Annotated in this window: 15 protein-coding genes; 3 read left to right on the forward strand and 12 right to left on the reverse strand. The window is 69.1% G+C overall.

Annotated features, from left to right (window positions below; genetic code table 11):
* The 6 genes from ACE37J_RS14525 to ACE37J_RS14550 form a co-directional block, all read right to left on the reverse strand.
* On the reverse strand, window positions 1–1,146 hold the full coding sequence (locus ACE37J_RS14525; RefSeq protein WP_409712156.1) for an acyl-CoA dehydrogenase family protein: 1,146 nt from the start codon (window positions 1,144–1,146) through the stop codon (window positions 1–3).
* Window positions 1,146–1,958 carry an enoyl-CoA hydratase family protein gene (locus ACE37J_RS14530; protein ID WP_409712158.1) on the reverse strand — a complete coding sequence of 271 codons (813 nt, stop codon included), beginning with the start codon at window positions 1,956–1,958 and terminating at the stop codon, window positions 1,146–1,148. Before ACE37J_RS14530 ends, ACE37J_RS14525 begins: the two co-directional genes overlap by 1 nt.
* Entirely contained in the window at window positions 1,955–2,416 is a 462-nt protein-coding gene (locus ACE37J_RS14535; protein WP_409712160.1) for a MarR family winged helix-turn-helix transcriptional regulator, read from the reverse strand. Before ACE37J_RS14535 ends, ACE37J_RS14530 begins: the two co-directional genes overlap by 4 nt.
* Entirely contained in the window at window positions 2,413–3,174 is a 762-nt protein-coding gene (locus ACE37J_RS14540) for an SDR family NAD(P)-dependent oxidoreductase (protein ID WP_409712162.1), read from the reverse strand. Before ACE37J_RS14540 ends, ACE37J_RS14535 begins: the two co-directional genes overlap by 4 nt.
* Window positions 3,174–5,465, reverse strand: a complete 2,292-nt coding sequence (locus tag ACE37J_RS14545; protein ID WP_409712164.1) for a bifunctional salicylyl-CoA 5-hydroxylase/oxidoreductase — start codon at window positions 5,463–5,465, stop codon at window positions 3,174–3,176. Before ACE37J_RS14545 ends, ACE37J_RS14540 begins: the two co-directional genes overlap by 1 nt.
* 90 nt (window positions 5,466–5,555) lie before the next feature.
* Complete coding sequence (locus tag ACE37J_RS14550; protein ID WP_409712166.1) at window positions 5,556–6,929, reverse strand: M20 family metallopeptidase; 1,374 nt, start codon at window positions 6,927–6,929, stop codon at window positions 5,556–5,558.
* Window positions 6,930–7,155: 226 nt separating this feature from the next.
* On the opposite strand from ACE37J_RS14550, the gene ACE37J_RS14555 reads away from it, so the two are divergent.
* Genes ACE37J_RS14555 through ACE37J_RS14565 form a run of 3 tightly spaced genes read left to right on the forward strand, consistent with a single transcriptional unit; the run spans window position 7,156 to window position 10,085 of the window.
* On the forward strand, window positions 7,156–8,169 hold the full coding sequence (locus ACE37J_RS14555) for a glycosyltransferase family 2 protein (protein ID WP_409712168.1): 1,014 nt from the start codon (window positions 7,156–7,158) through the stop codon (window positions 8,167–8,169).
* 27 nt (window positions 8,170–8,196) lie between these two features.
* On the forward strand, window positions 8,197–8,583 hold the full coding sequence (locus ACE37J_RS14560) for a GtrA family protein (RefSeq protein ID WP_409712170.1): 387 nt from the start codon (window positions 8,197–8,199) through the stop codon (window positions 8,581–8,583).
* A 20-nt stretch (window positions 8,584–8,603) separates the two neighbouring features.
* Window positions 8,604–10,085: a hypothetical protein gene (locus tag ACE37J_RS14565; RefSeq protein ID WP_409712172.1), complete on the forward strand. Its 1,482-nt coding sequence runs from the start codon at window positions 8,604–8,606 to the stop codon at window positions 10,083–10,085.
* 81 nt (window positions 10,086–10,166) lie between these two features.
* On the opposite strand, the gene ACE37J_RS14570 is transcribed toward ACE37J_RS14565, so the two are convergent.
* The 6 genes from ACE37J_RS14570 to tkt all read right to left on the reverse strand — a co-directional run bounded on the left by ACE37J_RS14570 (window position 10,167) and on the right by tkt (window position 17,073).
* The gene (locus ACE37J_RS14570; RefSeq protein ID WP_409712174.1) at window positions 10,167–11,003 is read right to left on the reverse strand and encodes an ABC transporter permease; all 837 of its coding nucleotides are present in this window, start codon (window positions 11,001–11,003) and stop codon (window positions 10,167–10,169) included.
* Window positions 11,000–11,950: an ABC transporter permease gene (locus ACE37J_RS14575; protein WP_409712176.1), complete on the reverse strand. Its 951-nt coding sequence runs from the start codon at window positions 11,948–11,950 to the stop codon at window positions 11,000–11,002. Before ACE37J_RS14575 ends, ACE37J_RS14570 begins: the two co-directional genes overlap by 4 nt.
* A complete protein-coding gene (locus ACE37J_RS14580; RefSeq protein WP_409712178.1) occupies window positions 11,943–13,028 on the reverse strand; it encodes an ABC transporter ATP-binding protein in 1,086 nt (361 codons plus the stop codon). Before ACE37J_RS14580 ends, ACE37J_RS14575 begins: the two co-directional genes overlap by 8 nt.
* A gap of 71 nt (window positions 13,029–13,099) precedes the next feature.
* A complete protein-coding gene (locus tag ACE37J_RS14585; protein WP_409712180.1) occupies window positions 13,100–14,227 on the reverse strand; it encodes an extracellular solute-binding protein in 1,128 nt (375 codons plus the stop codon).
* 170 nt (window positions 14,228–14,397) lie between these two features.
* Window positions 14,398–14,850 (reverse strand): hypothetical protein, encoded by a 453-nt coding sequence (locus ACE37J_RS14590; protein WP_409712182.1) that lies wholly within the window; start codon window positions 14,848–14,850, stop codon window positions 14,398–14,400.
* A gap of 207 nt (window positions 14,851–15,057) precedes the next feature.
* Window positions 15,058–17,073: a transketolase gene (gene tkt, locus ACE37J_RS14595; RefSeq protein ID WP_409712184.1), complete on the reverse strand. Its 2,016-nt coding sequence runs from the start codon at window positions 17,071–17,073 to the stop codon at window positions 15,058–15,060.
* Window positions 17,074–17,077 lie beyond the last annotated feature (4 nt).

Raw genomic sequence — 17,077 nt, forward strand, 5'->3', positions numbered from 1 at the left:
TCACCCCCCTATCGTCTGTCGCGCGATCACCACCTTCTGCACGTCCGACGCGCCCTCGTAGATGCGGAGGGCGCGGATTTCGCGGTAGAGGCTTTCGACGATCCCGCCTTTCCGCACGCCGTCCCCGCCATGGATCTGCACGGCCTTGTCGATGACGACCTGCGCCCGGTCGGTCGCGTATAGCTTGGCCATCGCGGCCTCCCGCGTCACGCGCGGGGCGCCCATGTCCTTCGTCCAGGCGGCGCGGTAGACGAGGAGCGCGGCGGCGTCCACGTCCAGCGCCATCTCCGCGATGTGGCCCTGCACCATCTGGAGATCGAAGAGCGGGGCGCCGAAAAGCTGGCGGGAGCGGACGCGCGCCAGCGTCTCGTCCAGCGCGCGGCGCGCGAAGCCGAGCGCGGCGGCTGCGACGGTGGAGCGGAAGACGTCCAGCACCGACATGGCGATGCGGAAGCCCGCGCCCTCCTCCCCGATCCGGGCGGCTTCGGGAACGCGCACGCCCTCGAATTTCAGGCGTGCGAGCGGATGGGGCGCAACCGTCTCCAGCCGCTCCGCGACCGTAAGGCCGGGTGAGTCGGCGGGGACGATGAAGGCGCTGATCCCCTTCGCGCCCGGCCCGCCGGTGCGGGCGAAGAGGCAGTAGACATCGGCGATGCCGCCATTGGAGATCCAGGTCTTTTCGCCGTCGATCCGGTACTCGCCGGAGTCGTAGTAGGCGACAGTCTCCATGTTCGCGACATCGGAGCCCGAACGGGGCTCGGAAAGCGCGAAGGCGGAGAGGGCGGCGCCGGCGCGCGTCTTCCGCAGCCAGCCGCGCTGCTCGGGCGAGCCGAAGAGGGAGAGCGCGCCGGTCCCGAGCCCCTGCATGGCGAAGGCGAAGTCGGCGAGGCCGTCATGCCGGGCCAGCGTCTCCCGGATCAGGCAGAGCGAGCGGACGTCGAGCGCGCCGGGCGCGTCCGGGTCGACGGCGGAATGGCGGAGCCAGCCGCCTTCCCCCAGCATCCGGACCAGCGCGACGCAGGCGGCGTCGGTGTCCGCATGGTCGATGGCGGCGAGGTTGGCTGCGCACCAGGCGTCCAGCGCCTCCGCCAGTTCGCGGTGGCGGGGCTCGAAGAAGGGCCAGTCGAGGAAGGAGCGGTCCGGCATCAATCCCCCGCGAAGACCGGCTTCGCCTTCGCGACGAAGGCGTCATAGGCGCGGCGGAAATCCTTCGTCTGCATGCAGATCGCCTGCGCCTGCGCCTCCGCCTCGATGGCCTGCTCGATGGACATCGACCATTCCTGCGCCAGCATCGTCTTCGTCATCATGTGGCCGAAGCCCGGCCCCTCCGCGATGCGCTGCGCGAAGGCGACCGCCTCCGCCTCCAGCCTGTCGGCGGGGACGATGCGGTTGTGGAAGCCCCAGCGCTCGCCTTCCTCCGCGCTCATCGCGCGCCCGGAATAGAGGAGTTCGGCCGCCCGGCCCTGCCCGATGATCCGGGGCAGGATCGCGCAGGCGCCCATGTCGCAGCCCGCGAGGCCGACGCGGGTGAAGAGGAAGGCCGTCTTCGCCTCGGGCGTCGCGAAGCGGATGTCGGAGGCCATGGCGATGATCGCCCCGGCGCCGACGCAGACGCCGTCAATGGCGGCGAGGACGGGCTTGCCGCAATTCACGATCGCCTTCACGAGGTCGCCGGTCATCCGCGTGAAGCGGAGGAGGCCCTTCATGTCCATGTCGAGCAGCGGCCCGATGATGTCATGCACGTCGCCGCCGGAGGAGAAGTTGCCGCCGTTCGAGGCGAAGACGACGGCCCCGACGTCCTCCGCATAGTGAAGCTCGCGGAACCAGTCGCGAAGCTCGGCGTAGCTCTCGAAGGTCAGCGGGTTCTTCCGCTCCGGCCGGTCGAGCGAGACCACGGCGACGTCCCCCTCGAAGCGGAGGCGGAAGTGTTTCGGCTGCGTATCCCTGATCGCGGTCATGCCGCCCCCTGTCTCGTCACGTCGTCCAGCCTGCGGCTCAGCGCCTCCGCCTCTTCGGGCGAAAGGGCGGCGAGGCGCCGGTCGATCCAGCTTTCATGCGCCGCGGCCATCGCCGCGAAGGCCTCCGCCCCCGCCTCGGTCAGCCGCACCTCGAAGGCCCGCCTGTCCCCCTCCACGGCCCGGCGCTCCACGAGGCCCTCGGCGGCGAGGCGCTCCACGATGCCGGTCACGTTCCCGTTGGAGACGCGGAGCGCGGCGGAGAGGGCGCTCATGCGGAGGCCGCCCGGGTTGCGCTCCAGCGCGGAGAGGACGTCGAACCGGGGCAGGGTGGAGCCGTGCTCCGCCCGGAGCCGCTCCCGCAGCTCCCCCTCGATGGCGCGGGTCGCCTTCAGGAGCCGCAGCCAGAGCCGGAGCCGCGCCTTCGACGCGGCCTCCGTTATGGGCCGCGCCTCGTTCACACCTGGCCCCCGGAGATCGGGATCGCCTGCGCCGTCACGGCACCCGAGCCCGGCCCGCAGAGCCAGAGCGCGGCGGCGGCGACCTCGTCGGGCTCAATCATCCGGCCGAACGGGTTCACGTCGCGGAGGGACGCCAGCGCCTCCTCCGGGCTGATCTTCGCCTTGCCGACGATGTTCTCCACCGAGCGGTCGATGATCGGCGTCGCGACGTAGCCGGGGCAGAGGGCGTTCACCGTCACGCCCGTCTTCAGCACTTCGTCGGCGGCGCATTTCATCAGGCCGAGCACGGCGTGCTTGGAGGCGCAATAGGCGGCGCCATAGGCGAAGCCGCCGAGCCCGGCGACGGAGGAGACGATGATGACGCGGCCCCAGCCGCGCTCCGCCATCGGCTTCAGCACCTCCCGCGTGCAGAGCATGACGCCCTCGACATTCGTCGCCTGCACCTTCCGCCAGAAATCGAGCGTGATCCTGTGGACAGGCGCCGTCTCCGCGATGCCGGCGTTCGGGACCATGATGTCGACGACGCCCTGCGCGGCGATGGTCTCCACCACCTCGCGCTCGCTCGTCACGTCCATCAGGGACCAGGTGACGCGCGGGTTCTTCGCTGCGGTTTCCTCCAGCGGCCCTTCGCGGCGGCCGGTGATGTGGACATGCGCCCCGGCGTCGGCGAGCGCCAGCGCGATGGCGGCTCCGATGCCGGTGCCCCCTCCGGTGACGAAGGCGCGTTTGCCGGAAAGATCGGCGCGTAGATCGGTCATCAGACTTTCCCCGGAATTTCCGCCCGCTCCGCGAGCCGCTGCATCTGGTCGCGGCCCGCGAGATAGGGGAGGGGCCACGGCTCCCGATCATCGCCCAGAGCCATCGCCGCGTGAAGGGTCCAGTACGGGTTGGAGAGATGCGGGCGCGCGAGGCAGACGAGATCGGCCCGCCCGGCCATCAGGATCGAATTCGCGTGGTCGGGCTCGTAGATGTTGCCGACCGCCATGGTGGCGATCCCGGCCTCGTTGCGGATGCGGTCGGAGAACGGGGTCTGGAACATGCGGCCGTAGACGGGCCGCGCCGCCGGCGTCGTCTGCCCGGCGGAAACGTCGATCACGTCCGCCCCCGCTTCGGCGAAGGCGCGGGCGATCTCCACGGCCTCCTCCGGCGTCACGCCCTCGTCGCCCACCCAGTCATTCGCGGAGATGCGGACGGACATCGGCCTTTCCTCGGGCCAGACGGCGCGCATGGCGGCGAAGACCTCGAGCGGGTAGCGGAGGCGATTCTCCAGCGTTCCGCCGTACTCATCCGTTCTGACATTGGAGACGGGGGTGATGAAGGAGGAGAGGAGATAGCCGTGGGCGGCGTGGAGCTCGATCATGTCGAAACCCGCGCGCGCCGCCATTTCCGCCGCGGCGACAAATTCGGCCTTCACCCGGTCCATGTCCGCCCGGTCCATCGCCTTCGGCGTGGCGTTGCCGGGCGACCAGGGGAGGGCGGAGGCGGAGAGGAGGGGCCAGTTGCCGGCGGGCAGCGGCGCGTCCATCTCCTCCCAGCCGAGCTGGGTGGAGCCCTTGCGGCCGGAATGGCCGATCTGGCAGCAGATCTTCGCCTCGGTCTCGGCATGGACGAAGTCTACGAGACGCTTCCACGCCGCCTCATGTTCCGGCGCATAGAGGCCGGGGCAGCCGGGGGTGATGCGGCCCTCCGCGCTCACGCAGGTCATCTCGGTATAGACGAGCCCGGCGCCGCCTTTCGCCCGCTCGCCGTAATGGACGAGGTGCCAGTCCGTCGGCGCGCCGTCCCTCGCCTTGTATTGCGCCATGGGGGAGACGACGATCCGGTTCTTCAGCGCCATGTCGCGCAGCCGGAACGGCGCGAACATCGGCGCGCGGACGGGCGCGTTTCCGTTCACGCCGGCCTCGGTCTGGAACCAGCGCTCCGCGCCTTCCAGCCAGCCCGCATCCCGCATCCGCAGGTTCTCATGGCTGATCCGCTGCGAGCGGGTGAGGAGCGAATAGGCGAACTGTTCCGGCGCGAGGTGGAGATAGCGCTCCACCTCCTCGAACCATTCCATAGAGTTGCGCGCGGCCGACTGGAGCTTCAGCACTTCGGTCCGCCGCTCCTCCTGATACCGGGCGAAGGCGGACTCGATCGTGGGCTCCGTCGTCAGGTATTCGGCAAGCGCGATGGCGCTTTCCAGCGCGAGCTTGGTGCCCGAGCCGATGGAGAAATGCGCCGTCGCCGCCGCGTCCCCCATCAGCACGATGTTGCCGTGGCTCCAGCGCTCGCAGAGGACGCGGGGGAAGTTGAGCCAGGCGGAGCCGCGGAGATGCTTCGCGTTGGAGAGGAGCGCGTGGCCGCCGAGATGCTTCGCGAAGATGCGCTCACAGGTCGCGACGCTCTCTTCCTGCGTCATCTCGCCGAAGCCGTAGGCGTCCCACGTCGATTGCGAGCACTCGACGATGAAGGTCGCCGTCTCCGGGTCGAACTGGTAGGCGTGGGCCCAGACCCAGCCCTTTTCCGTCTTTTCGAAGATGAAGGTGAAGGCGTCGTCGAACTTCGCCTTCGTGCCGAGCCAGCAGAACTTCAGCTTGCGAAGGTCGATATCGGGCCGGAACGTCCCGGCCAGCGCGGTCCGGGTGCGGGAGTTGAGCCCGTCGCAGGCGACGACGACGTCATAGCGAGCAGCATAGTCTTCCGCGCTCTCCACCTCCGTCTCGAAGCGGAGATCGACGCCGAGGGCGCGCGCCCGTTCCTGAAGCAGCAACAGAAGCCGCATGCGCCCGATGCCGCAGAATCCGTGCCCGCGGGAGACGGTGCGGGCGCCGTCATGGACGACGGCGATATCGTCCCAATAGGCGAAATGCGCGCGGATCGCCGCCGCGCTCACGGCGTCGTTCCGGGCGAGATTGTCCAGCGTCTCGTCCGAGAGGACGACGCCCCAGCCGAACGTGTCGTCAGGCCGGTTGCGCTCGATTACGGTGATTTCCGCATCCGGCCGGCGGCGTTTCATGGAGATGGCGAAATAGAGGCCGGCGGGCCCTCCGCCGAGGCAGGCGATCTTCATCCGCGCGCTCCCATCCCCGAGTCGTTGCGTAAAGGCTAACGCGCCCGGGAGATATTTCAAGCATGAAATTTCAAGCCGGAAATATTTCGCTCAGGCGCGCCCGGGCGTCCCGCCCTCGCCGAGATCCCACCAGAGCCCGGCCATGATCGCCAGCCCCTCGCGCAGGATCGGGCGGAGCGCGTGCTCGTCCGGCGCGTGCTGTGAGCAGCCGGAATAGGAATGGGGGACCCAGATCGTCGGCATCCCCAGCGTGTCCGTGAATTCCTCGTTCGGGAGGGAGCCGCCGAGATTGGGGAGGATGGCGGGGCGCCGGCCCGTCGTCCGCTCAAGCGAGGCGGCGGCCCAGCGCGCCCAGGGCGCATCCGGGTCCAGCCGCGTCGCGGTGAAGGCGACGTCGGCGGAGTCCGAGACTTCCACATCCGCGAAACCCTCCCGCGCCAGATGGCGGCGGAGCGCGGGGAGAATCTCCTTCGGGTCCGTGCCCACGACGAAGCGAAGCTGGCAGCGCGCCCGCGCCCGCCCGGCGATGGCGTTGACGGGGGCGGCAGGGTCCCCGTGTTCAACGGCCAGCACGGCGAAGCTGTTCCAGCCGAAGACGCGCTCCGAAGGGGTGAGGCCCGGCTCGCCCCAACCCTCCTCGAATCCCTCCACCGGGCACTCCGCCAGCGCGGCGCGGACTGCGGGCGTGAGGCTTCCGGGCCTCCATTCGGGGACGCGGAGCGCGCCCCGCGCGTCCGTGATCGCAGCGAGCGCATGGGCGAGGCGGATCATCGGATCCGCGATCAGCCCGCCCCAGTTGCCGGAATGCCGCCCGCCGGCGCGGAGATCGACCGTAAGGTCGAAGGAAAGGCCGCCGCGCGCGCCCATGAAGAGCGTCGGCCGGTCCGGCGCCAGCCGCGGCCCGTCCGAGGCGATGAGCACGTCGGCGGCGAGCGCCTCCCGCTCCGCGACGAAAAGCTCATGGAGGCCGAGGGAGCCCGCCTCCTCCCCCATCTCGATCACGAGGCGGAGCGTGAAGCCGGGCCGCCCGCCCCGCGCCTTCAGGACGGAGTCGAGCGCGGTGAGGTTGACGAGGTGCTGCCCCTTGTTGTCCGCCGTTCCGCGGCCGTAGAGCCGGTCCCCCGCCCGGTCGAGCATCCAGGGGGACCGGCCGTCGCGCCAGCGCCCCTCCATGCCGGGCACGACGTCCCCGTGGCCGTAGGAGAGGATGACGGGGCCCGTCTCCTCCCGCCGCTCCGCGATGAGGAAGGGCCCCCCGCCGCGCGGATTTTCCGCGATTCGGAGCGCGAAGCCCATCGGTTCCAGCATCGGGCGGATCGCTTCATCGAGATAGCGGCGGAGATCGGGCTCCGCGCCCTGGCGCTGGCTCTCGGTCGGCAGGGCGACGAGGCGGGCGAGCGCGGCCTCGAAGGCGCCGCTGTCAAAGGCGGCTGCGGCGGCGGCGATGGCGGCTTCGCGGGTCATCCGGGCGGGCGCCTCCCTCGCGCTGTGTGCATTATGCGGTTGCGGGCGAATTCGCGTCGCCTTAGCGAAGGGTTAGCGATCCGCGGTCAAGAAGTCGACCATGCGCGTTTTTTCGCCCGGAAGGCGATTGATCGCGCTGCGGATTCGGGCGAGATTGCACCTGCGAAGGGCCGGTCACTTGGGGAATGTCAGTTGAGCGTTGCTCGAAGCGATAGGCGGCGGCGTCATGGCTGCTGACGCGGGTCAGTCGCCCGCGGCGACGGTGGATCTGTCTGTCATCGTGCCGGTCTTCAACGAGGAGGAGTCCATTCCTCTCTTCCTTGAGGCGGTGCCGCCGATTCTGCGGGAGCTGGGCCTCGCTCACGAGATCATCTTCATCGATGACGGCAGCAGCGACCGCACCTGCGCCGTCGTCGAGGCGGCTTCGCGCGAGAACCCGAATGTCCGGCTGATCCAGCTCAGCCGCAATTTCGGGAAGGAGGCCGCAATGACCGCCGGGCTCGAATGGGCCGCGGGCGGCGCCGTCATCCCGATGGATGTGGACCTGCAGGACCCGCCGGAGCTGATCCGCGATTTCGTGCGGTTGTGGCGCGAGGGTTATGACGTCGTCTACGGCCAGCGCGTCTCGCGCGAGAGCGACACCGGGACCAAGCGGATGAGCGCGGGATTGTTCTACCGCATCTTCAACAAGATGTCGGACACGAAGATCCATCCCAATGTCGGCGACTACAGGCTGATGAGCCGCGCCGCCGTAGACGCGACGCTGACCCTGCGGGAGCGCAACCGCTTCATGAAGGGAATCTTCGCCTGGGTCGGTTTCCGCTCCATCGCCGTGCCCTATGAGCGGCCGGTGCGCGCGGCGGGGACGACGAAGTTCAACTACTGGCGGCTCTGGAATTTCGCACTGGACGGGATCACGAGCTTCTCGACCATCCCGCTGCGGATCTGGACCTATGTCGGCCTCACGGTCGCGGCGGCGGCGATCGTCTACATGGTGACGATCATCCTGCGTACCTGGATGTTCGGCAGCGACGTGCCCGGCTACGCCTCTCTCATGGTCGTGCTGCTGCTGCTCGGCGCGATCCAGCTGATCTCCCTCGGCGTGATCGGCGAGTATCTGTCGCGTCTCTATGTCGAATCGAAGCAGCGGCCCATCTACTACGTTCAGCGTTCCTTGGGGTTTCCGGCGCATAGCTCGCGGGAGGCCGCGCCGCCGCCCGCCAGGCATGCGCGGGCCTGAACCCGTTCCTGACAGGGAGGCGCGCCGATGCTTGTGGGTGAAATCGTCAGATTCGGGGTTATCGGCGTCGCCGCGACGCTCACGCATCTCGCCGTCTTCGCCCTTTTGTTCGACGTGAGCGGCCTCTATGCGCCGCTCGCCAACGGCCTCTCGGCGGTGTTCGCGAGCGTGGTGAGCTATGTCGGTCAGCGATACTGGGTGTTCGGCGCCCGCGCCGCCGGCGCGAGCCGTGCGCGCGTCCTGCGGTTCGCCGTCTCGCTGGGCATCGCGGCGATCAGCCACGCGGCGATCCTCTGGGCCGCGCTTCACCTCTTCGGCCTCGACCCGTATGTCGGCGCGGTGCTGGCGATCTTCATCGTGCCGGCCATGAGCTTCGCGATCAACCGCTTCTGGGTTTTCGGCGCTGCGGCCTGACGCGCTGACAAAGGGACAAGATGGTGGACCACAGAATGCGCCTTGTCGCCGTTATCGTCTTTCTGGCGCTGATGGTCCCGATCCTGACGACGCCGATCGTGCCGGTGATCGACTTTTACTACCACATTCTCCGCTACTACGTCCTCGCCGGCGAGATCGAGGGCATGGAGGCGTTCTACGAGCCGAACTGGCAGGTTCTGCCGAATCTGGGGCTGGACATCATCGGGCTGGGCGTCGCTCAGCTGTTTCCGCCGCTGATCGGCGCGAAGCTCATCTTCGCCCTGCTCGTCGGCGGTTTCTACTGGGCGGGCCTGGCGGCGGCGACGGCGCTTTCGGGCCGCCTGCAGCCGGCGGCGATCGCCATCTTCGCCATCGCATCCTACAGCCACATCCTTTCATGGGGCTTCTCGAACTTCCTGCTCGGCCTGTCTCTCGCCATGCTCTGCCTTGCGATCTGGGTCCGCATGGAGAACCGGCCTGTCGCCCAGGTCGCCGTGGCGGCGGCGCTCGGCCTCCTCATCATGGTCGTCCACGCCTTCTCCTTCATGGTCTGGGGATTGCTGCTCGCCTGCTACGAACTCGGGCGGCTCGGGCCGGAGCGGCGCGACTACATCGCGCGGCTGCCCGCGCGGTGGCTGCGCCTCGCGCCCGTCGCGCTGCCGGCCTTCCTGTTCTTCCTCGCGAGCGAGACGGCGGGCGGCGGCGAGCCGATCACCACGTCAATCGCGAGCCTGGTCGGCTACGCCGAGGCCGGCCAGCTCATGGAGCGGCTGATCCAGGAGGTCTGGAAACGGGCCTACAGCTTCCTCCGGGTGTCCGAATCCGGATTCGTCGCGCTTGATATCGCGCTCGGCCTGGCGCTCTGGGGCGCGATCGCGGCGTTCCTGCTGAGCGGCGCGATGCGGCTCGACCGCCGGATCGTTCCGGCGCTGATCTTCTTCGCGGTGCTGGTCGTCATCACCCCGCCGCGCTTTTTCGGCGTCGGCGTGGTCGATGCGCGGATCCCGCTCGTTCTTCTCTGTCTCTTCGCCGTGGCGCTGCGGCCCGGCGCGGCGGAGCGGGGGCGGGCGGTTCCGGTCTTTCTCACCGGTCTCGTCGCCGTCAAGATCGGCGCGATGATCGCCAGCTACGCGAGCCTCGCCCCGCGCTACGCCGACTTCGTCGCCTCGGCTCCGGCGCTGCAGCCCGGCGGGATCATGGCCGCGTGGCTCCCGCTCGAGCAGGAGGACCGGGAGGGCCGCAAGTTTTGCGCGCCGCTCGCGCCGGCGGCCGGGATGATGCGCTCGCTCGGCGTTCCGACCTTCGCGATTGCGACGCAGCAGCCGATCCTCCTCACAGGCGAACTCTATACGGCGCGCAAGACGCGTGAGGAGCGCGGCGGCCCCGACGCGCTCGCGGCCGGGTTCGACTATTATGTCGTGTGCTCGAGCCTCGAAGGCGTCGACTATGGCGCTCCCCTCATCGAGGGCGATGGCTGGCGGGTCTACGCCAGGGAGCGGTGAAGGGGCGGAAACCGCCACAAGCCGAAACGCTCGCCTGTACCGGTTTCCGATCTGACTGGATCGGTCAGGACGGAAACCGCCTTAGCCCACAGCGCCGACGCGCCGCGCTTCGGCGCGGGCCTTCACCTCGTAGGCGACGGCGCCGAGGATCGTGATGGCGATGATGAGGAAGGCGAGGGCGCTGATCGACGGGTCGGTGCCGAGCCTGACTTTCGAGGCGAGAACCGTCGTCAGCGTCTTTTCCGGCAGGATGGTGAAGACCGTGGTGTTGTAGTTCTCGAAGCTCGTCAGGAAGGCCAGCACCGCGGCGGAGAAGATCGCCGGGCGGAGGAACGGCACGAGGATCTTGAGGAAGACCTGCAGATGGCTCGCCCCGAGGTCGAGCGCCGCCTCCTCCTGCGCCCGGTCGAAGCGCTGCAGCCGGGCGAGGAAGATCAGCATGCAATAGGCGGAGATGAAGCTCGCCTGCCCCATCACGGTGAGGAAGTAGCCGTCGAAGAAGAAGGAGGAGTAGGAGGCGCCGGTCGCCGTCCCGAGCCTGTCCCAGAACACCTTGGTCGAGACGCCGATGATGACCCCCGGCATCAGCACGGGCGAGACGACGACGGCGTAGTAGATCGAGCGGGCGCGGGAACTGAGCTTCGTCATCAGCACGGCCGCGGCGAGGCCGATGGGGACGGCGACGAGCACCACGCCGATCCCGATCAGGAGCGAGGTTGTCGCCCCTTCGCGGATGTCCCGGTTCGAGAAGAGTTCGGCGAACCATTCCGTCGTGAAGCCGCGCCAGGGCGTCACGGTCGGAAACGCCGTCGCGTTGAAGGCGGAGGCCGACATGATGACGAGCGGGCCGAATAGCCAGGCGAAGAACAGCAGCACGTAGAAGCCGATCATCGCGTTCTTGATCCGCGCCGCGCTCATTTCGCGATCTCCCCGAGATTGACGCGGAAGAGGCGCATCACGAGGAGGACGAAGACGATGCAGGTCGTCAGCAGCACGAAGGCGTAGGCGGCGCCGAGCGGCCAGTTCAGCGAGGTGTTGAACCGGTCGTAGATCACCTGCGTGAACCAGAGATTCGACGGCCCGCCGAGGATCTGCGGCATGGCGAGCGCGCCGACGGCGAGCATGAAGACCATCGTGCAGCCCGAGGCGATGCCGGCCTTCGCGTGCGGCATGACCACCCGCCAGTGGATGCGCCAGGTCGGCGCGCCGAGATCGCGCGCCGCCTCGATCTGGTTGCGGTCGAGGCTTTCGAGCGCGTTGTAGAGCGGGAAGATCATCAGGAGGATGTAGGCGTAGGAGAGGCCGGCATAGAGCGCGATGTCGAGCCGGATGAAGTCTATCGGCTCGGTGAGCAGGCCCACATCCATCAGCGTGGTGTTCACGACTCCGCCCGTGCCGAGGAGGATGCGGAAGGCGAAGGCGCGAAGGATCTCGTTCACCCAAAAGGGCAGGATGAGGCAGACCGCCATCAGCCGCGCCGTCCCGCCCCCGGCCTTCTGCGCCATGTAGTAGGTGACGGGATAGCAGATGCAGAAGTCGATGATCGTGACGAGGACGGCGGCGAGGATCGTCTTGAAGAAGACGTTGAGATGCAGGACGTTCGCCTTGAACTCGAAGCCGAGGATCGAGAGCGTCTCCGGCGAGCCCTTCGGGCCGAAGAGGAGAAAGCGGTAATTGTCCAGCGTGTGGACATCCTCCGGCCCGCCGATCTTCCCGGGCGGGAGATCGTAGCGGAACGAGAAATCCACCATGTAGGAAACCGGCAGCAGGATCATCATCAGGATCCAGAACGCCGCCAGCAGGCTGAAGACGATGCCGACCGTCGCGCCAAGGCCGCCGAAGGTCGGCAGGCGGAGCCTATTCACTCGCCACCTCGCCTTCCGGCAGCACCACCCCGCGCTCCGCATCGAAGGCGACGGGAAAGGCGGCGCCAGGCGCGGGCGGCGCGGCGCCCGCCGCACCGCCCGAGCGGGTGACGATGATCGGCTTCCCCTCCTTCCGCGCGAGGAAGACATGCGTCGCATGGCCCTCGAATTCGGAGGAGAGGACCGGCGCGGAGATCGCGTTCTCCGCCGCCTCTCGCGGCTCCAGCGCCTCGGGCCGGACGAAGAGGATCGCCTTCGCTCCGGCGGAGAGGCCGGGCCCGGCGCGCCCGCGCATCGGGCCGAATTCAGTCTCCACCCGCGCATAGCCGCCGGATATCTCCGCCACCCGGCCGCGGAGGGCGTTGTTCTCCCCGACGAAGGAGGCGACGAACGCCGTTTTCGGATCGCGGTAGATCGCCTCGCCGCTCCCGACCTGCTGGATCTCGCCGTGGCTCATCACCGCCACCCGGTCCGACATCGTCAGCGCCTCGCCCTGGTCATGCGTGATGTAGATGAAGGTGACGCCGACCTGCCGCTGGATCGCGCGCAGCTCCGTCCGCATGTGCTGGCGGAGCTTGAGGTCGAGCGCGGAGAGGGGCTCGTCGAGCAGCAGCACCTCGGGCTTCACGGCGAGGGCGCGGGCGATGGCGACGCGCTGCTTCTGCCCGCCGGAAAGCTCGCTCACCAGCTTGTCGCCCTGGCCCGAGAGCGCGATGAGCTCAAGCAGCTCATCGGCCCGCTTGCGCCGCTCCGCCTTCGGGACGCCGCGAACTTCGAGGCCGAAGGCGATGTTCTCCCACACCTTCATCAGGGGGAACAGCGCGAGGTTCTGGAAGATGAGCGCGGTCGGCCGCTTGTTCGGGCCGACGCCCGCCATGTCCCGCCCGCCGATCAGGACGCGGCCCTCCGTCGGCTCCTGGAAGCCCGAGACGGCGCGAAGGATCGTCGTCTTGCCGCAGCCCGAGGGCCCGAGGAAGGAGAAGAATTCGCCCCCCTCGATCAGGAGGTCGGCGTTCTTCACCGCCGTAAATTCGCCGAACCGGATGCTCATCCGGTCGAGCTGAACGTCTGCGCTCATCGAAAGGCCCCCGCCGCGCTGCGATGTTCGGGGGCCGGCGCCGGGCCGGCCCCCGTCCGGTCACGCGAAGGTCACGCCGCCTGGAAGCGGTCGACATACTCCGTGCGGACGCCGGCATACCATTCCGGCTCCCGCGGCCAGGCCCAGAGATTGTCGAGCGCGTCGCCCGGATAGGCCTCCGCGAAGTTCTTCTTCGAGACTTCGGTGAGATGCTGGTCCGCGCCGAGCACGCAGGAATTGTAGCCGGTGAGATTGGCCGTCATGCCCCCGTTCTCCGGCCGGAAGGAGAATTCGAGGAAGGCGTAGATCTCGTCCATGTTTTCCGCGCCGACGGGGATCGAAAGCCCGTCCACCCAGGCCAGCGCGCCTTCCTTCGGCGCCTGGTAGGTGACGGGGTCGCCCGCGGCCTTCATCGCGAGGATCGGGCCGTCCCATGTCTGGCCGATCACGACGCCCTCGTTGAGGAGGCCGGTCTTCTGCCCGTCCGCGTCGTTCCAGAACTTCTTCACATGGCCCTTGCGGGCGATGGTCCAGTCCGTGACCTTCTGCCAGATCGGGCGCATCGCCTCCTCGGAGGCGTAGGCGGCCTTCATGGCGCCGGGCTCAAGCTCCCCGATCGTCTCCATGTAGAGGCCGGCGCCGAGCATCATCGAATGCGGGCGGCCCATCATCTTGCCGGACATCGCGTCCGACCAGAGATCGCCATAGGAGGGAACGCCGCCCTCGGGCGTCCACTGGTCGGTCCGCCAGGCGATGGCCTCGGTGCCCCAGAGCTGCGGCAGCCAGTGCGAGCCCGCGCCGCCGAAGTTCCACTCGTCCTCGCCGATCTTCACCAGCGCGGGGTTGAGCGCGGCGACGGGCACGCGCGCCATGTCGAAAGGCTGGAGCAGCTCCAGCGGCTCCCACTGGGGCGAGCGCATGTTCGTCGGCGAGACGAGGTCGAAGCCGCGGCCCCGGCTCGTGCGCATGTTGTTGATGATCTCCTCGTTCGAGCCGATCGGGGTGTGGTTGATGGTGATCCCCGTCTCCGCCTTGAACGCGTCCTTGAACGCGTCGGGCAGATAGTCCGACCACATCATCACGTTGATCTCGCCCGAGGAGGCGTTGGCCTTCCGCACGAAGGCCGGCGCGGCGAGCGCCGCGGCCGCGGTTCCGAGGAACCGGCGGCGGGAGAGGGGAAGTTTCGCAGAAATCGTCATCGAACGCTCCATGTTGGCGGCCGCGCCCCGCTGACCGGAGCGCCCTCTTGTTCGCGGCAGCGCAGCGGGACGAGACCGCTTGCGCCGCGCGACGTCGGGCGCAGGTTTCACCAGCGCAGAGCCCGTTGCAAGCTTTCGTTAACGCCGGTTCGCGACGTTCCGGAGTCTGCTCAGTTCGCCGCCATCTTCTGCTCGAACCGGAGCAGGATGAACTCGGCTGGCCGCACCGGCGCGAAGCGGATTGAGAGCCGCATGCAGCCGTCGGCGATGTCCTCAGCCGTCATCATCTCGCCGTCGCCGATCCGGACAGAGAAGGCTTCCTCCGCCGCCGCTCCGGCGAAGGCGCCGGCCCTCCAGAGGCCGGTCAGGAAGTTCGCGACCATCGCGCGGATCGACCCTTCGAGCATGATCGCCGTGCGCCGAGCGGGGATGCAACGCCAGTCGAGGCTCGCCCCGTCGAGCGTCCGTGCGCCCCGGACGAGGACGCCCCGGCCGGGGAAGCTGCGGATCGCGTTGACGGAGACGTTCGGCGGTGCGTTCCAGACGCCGCGCGCATTGTCCGTCTCGGCATAGAGCCCCGCCATGGCGGCTGATGGCGGCAGGAGATTCGCGGTCGTCGCCATGACCGCACACAAGGCCGCGAAGGTCCTGGAGGCGGAGCGCGGCATCGCTCGTATCGATCTGGACGATGCTGTTCGGGAAGGCGTTCTTCTCGACGATATGGACGCCGGGCTTCTTCAGCTCCGCCATCGGCGCGCCCGCTTCGCAGCGGGCGCGGAAATGCGCCCGGCTTTCAGGCTAGCATGCGTGGCGCCGCTCGGCGCCCCGGCTCAGAGCAGCGCCTTCGCCGCCGCCGCCGCGGCTTCCGCCGTGATGCCGAAATGCCGGTAGAGCTCGGGCGCCGGGCCGGAGGCGCCGAAGCCCTCCATGCCGATGAAGGCGGCCTTCCGCCCGTCCCCCCGCTCGCCTGCGAGCCACCGGTCCCACCCGAAGCCGACCGCGGCCTCGATGGCGACGCGCACGGGGCCGCGCGGCAGGACCTTGCGGCGATAGCCTTCGTCCATTGAGGCGAAGAGCTCCCAGGAGGGCATGGAGACGACGCGCGCGCCGATCCCCTCCGCCTGCAGGGCCGCCCGCGCGGCCATCGCGATCTCGACCTCGGAGCCGGTGGCCATGAGGATGACCTGCCGCTTCCCCTCCGCCTCCGCCAGGATATAGGCGCCCTGTTCGGAGAGGTTGCGGTTGGTGTGGTCCGTCCGCAGCGTCGGCAGGTTCTGCCGCGTGAGCGCCAGAACGCTCGGCCCCTTGCGGGTCAGCGCGATTTCCCATGCCTCCGCCGTCTCCACCGCGTCGGCGGGGCGGAGGACGCAGAAGCCCGGCGTCGCCCGCAGCATGGCGAGATGCTCTATCGGCTGGTGCGTCGGCCCGTCCTCTCCGAGGCCGATGCTGTCATGCGTCATCACATAGACGACGCGCTGGCCCATGAGCGCTGAAAGGCGCATGGCCCCGCGGGCGTAATCCGCGAAGACGAGGAAGGTGCCCCCATAGGGAACGACGCCGCCATGGAGCGCCATGCCGTTCATGGCGGCCGCCATGCCGTGCTCGCGGATGCCGAAATAGACGTAGCGACCTGCGGGATTCTCTGCGGAGAAGACGCCGAGATCGGGCGTGAGCGTGTTGTTGGAGCCCGTCAGGTCCGCCGAGCCGCCGATGGTTTCCGGCATGACCGGATTGACCGCGGCGAGGACGTTTTCGGAGGCCTTGCGCGTCGCGACGGAGGGGCGGCTCTCGCTCGCCTCCTTCTTGAAGCGGCGGATGGCGCCGGCGAGCCGCTTCGGCGCGGCGCCGGAGACCACACGCTCGAATTCCTCGCGCCGGCGGGGGGAGATCTTTTCGAGGCGAGCCTCCCACGCCTCCCGCGCCGCGGCGCCCTTGCGGCCGATCCCGGCCCAGTCCGCCGCGATGTCCGCCGGGATCTCGAACGGCCCCTCGCTCCAGCCATAGGCGGCGCGGGCGCCCGCGATCTCCGCGGCGCCGAGCGGTGAGCCGTGGGCCTTCGCGCTGTCCTGCTTGGTGGGCGCGCCGAGGCCGATATGCGTCTTGCAGGCGATGAGCGTGGGCTGCGCCGAGCCCTTCGCGGCCTCCAGCGCGGCGCCGATGGCCGAAGGGTCGTGCCCGTCAATCTCGATCACCGCCCAGCCCGAGGCGCGGAAGCGCGCGGGCTGGTCCGTCACGTCGGAGAGGGAGACGGCGCCGTCGATGGAGATGCCGTTATCGTCCCAGAGCACGATCAGCTTGCCGAGGGAGAGGCGCCCGGCGAGGCCGATCGCCTCCTGGCTCACGCCCTCCATCAGGCAGCCGTCCCCGGCGATGACGTATGTATGGTGATCGACGACCTGCTTGCCGAAACGCGCGGCCATGGACCGCTCCGCCATCGCCATGCCGACGGCGGTGGCGAGCCCCTGCCCGAGCGGGCCCGTCGTCGTCTCGATTCCCGCGCCGTGGCCGAATTCGGGGTGCCCCGCCGTCCGCGCGCCGAGCTGGCGAAAGCGCTTCAGCTCGTCGAGCGGGAAGTCGGCATGGCCGGTGAGGTGGAGGAGGCCGTAGAGCAGCATCGAGCCGTGGCCGGCGGAGAGCACGAACCGGTCCCGGTCCGGCCAGTGGGGGGCCGAGGCGTCGAACTTCATGTGGTCGCGGAAGAGCACGGTCGCCACATCCGCCATGCCCATCGGCATGCCGGGATGGCCGGAATTCGCCGCCTCCACCGCGTCCATGGCAAGGACGCGGAGTGCGGCGGCGCGGCGCCAGTGGTCAGGATGGGCGGCGCGGAGGGCGGCGATGTCCACGGGG

The sequence above is a fragment of the Pikeienuella sp. genome (assembly GCF_046290545.1).
Classification (GTDB): domain Bacteria; phylum Pseudomonadota; class Alphaproteobacteria; order Rhodobacterales; family Rhodobacteraceae; genus Pikeienuella.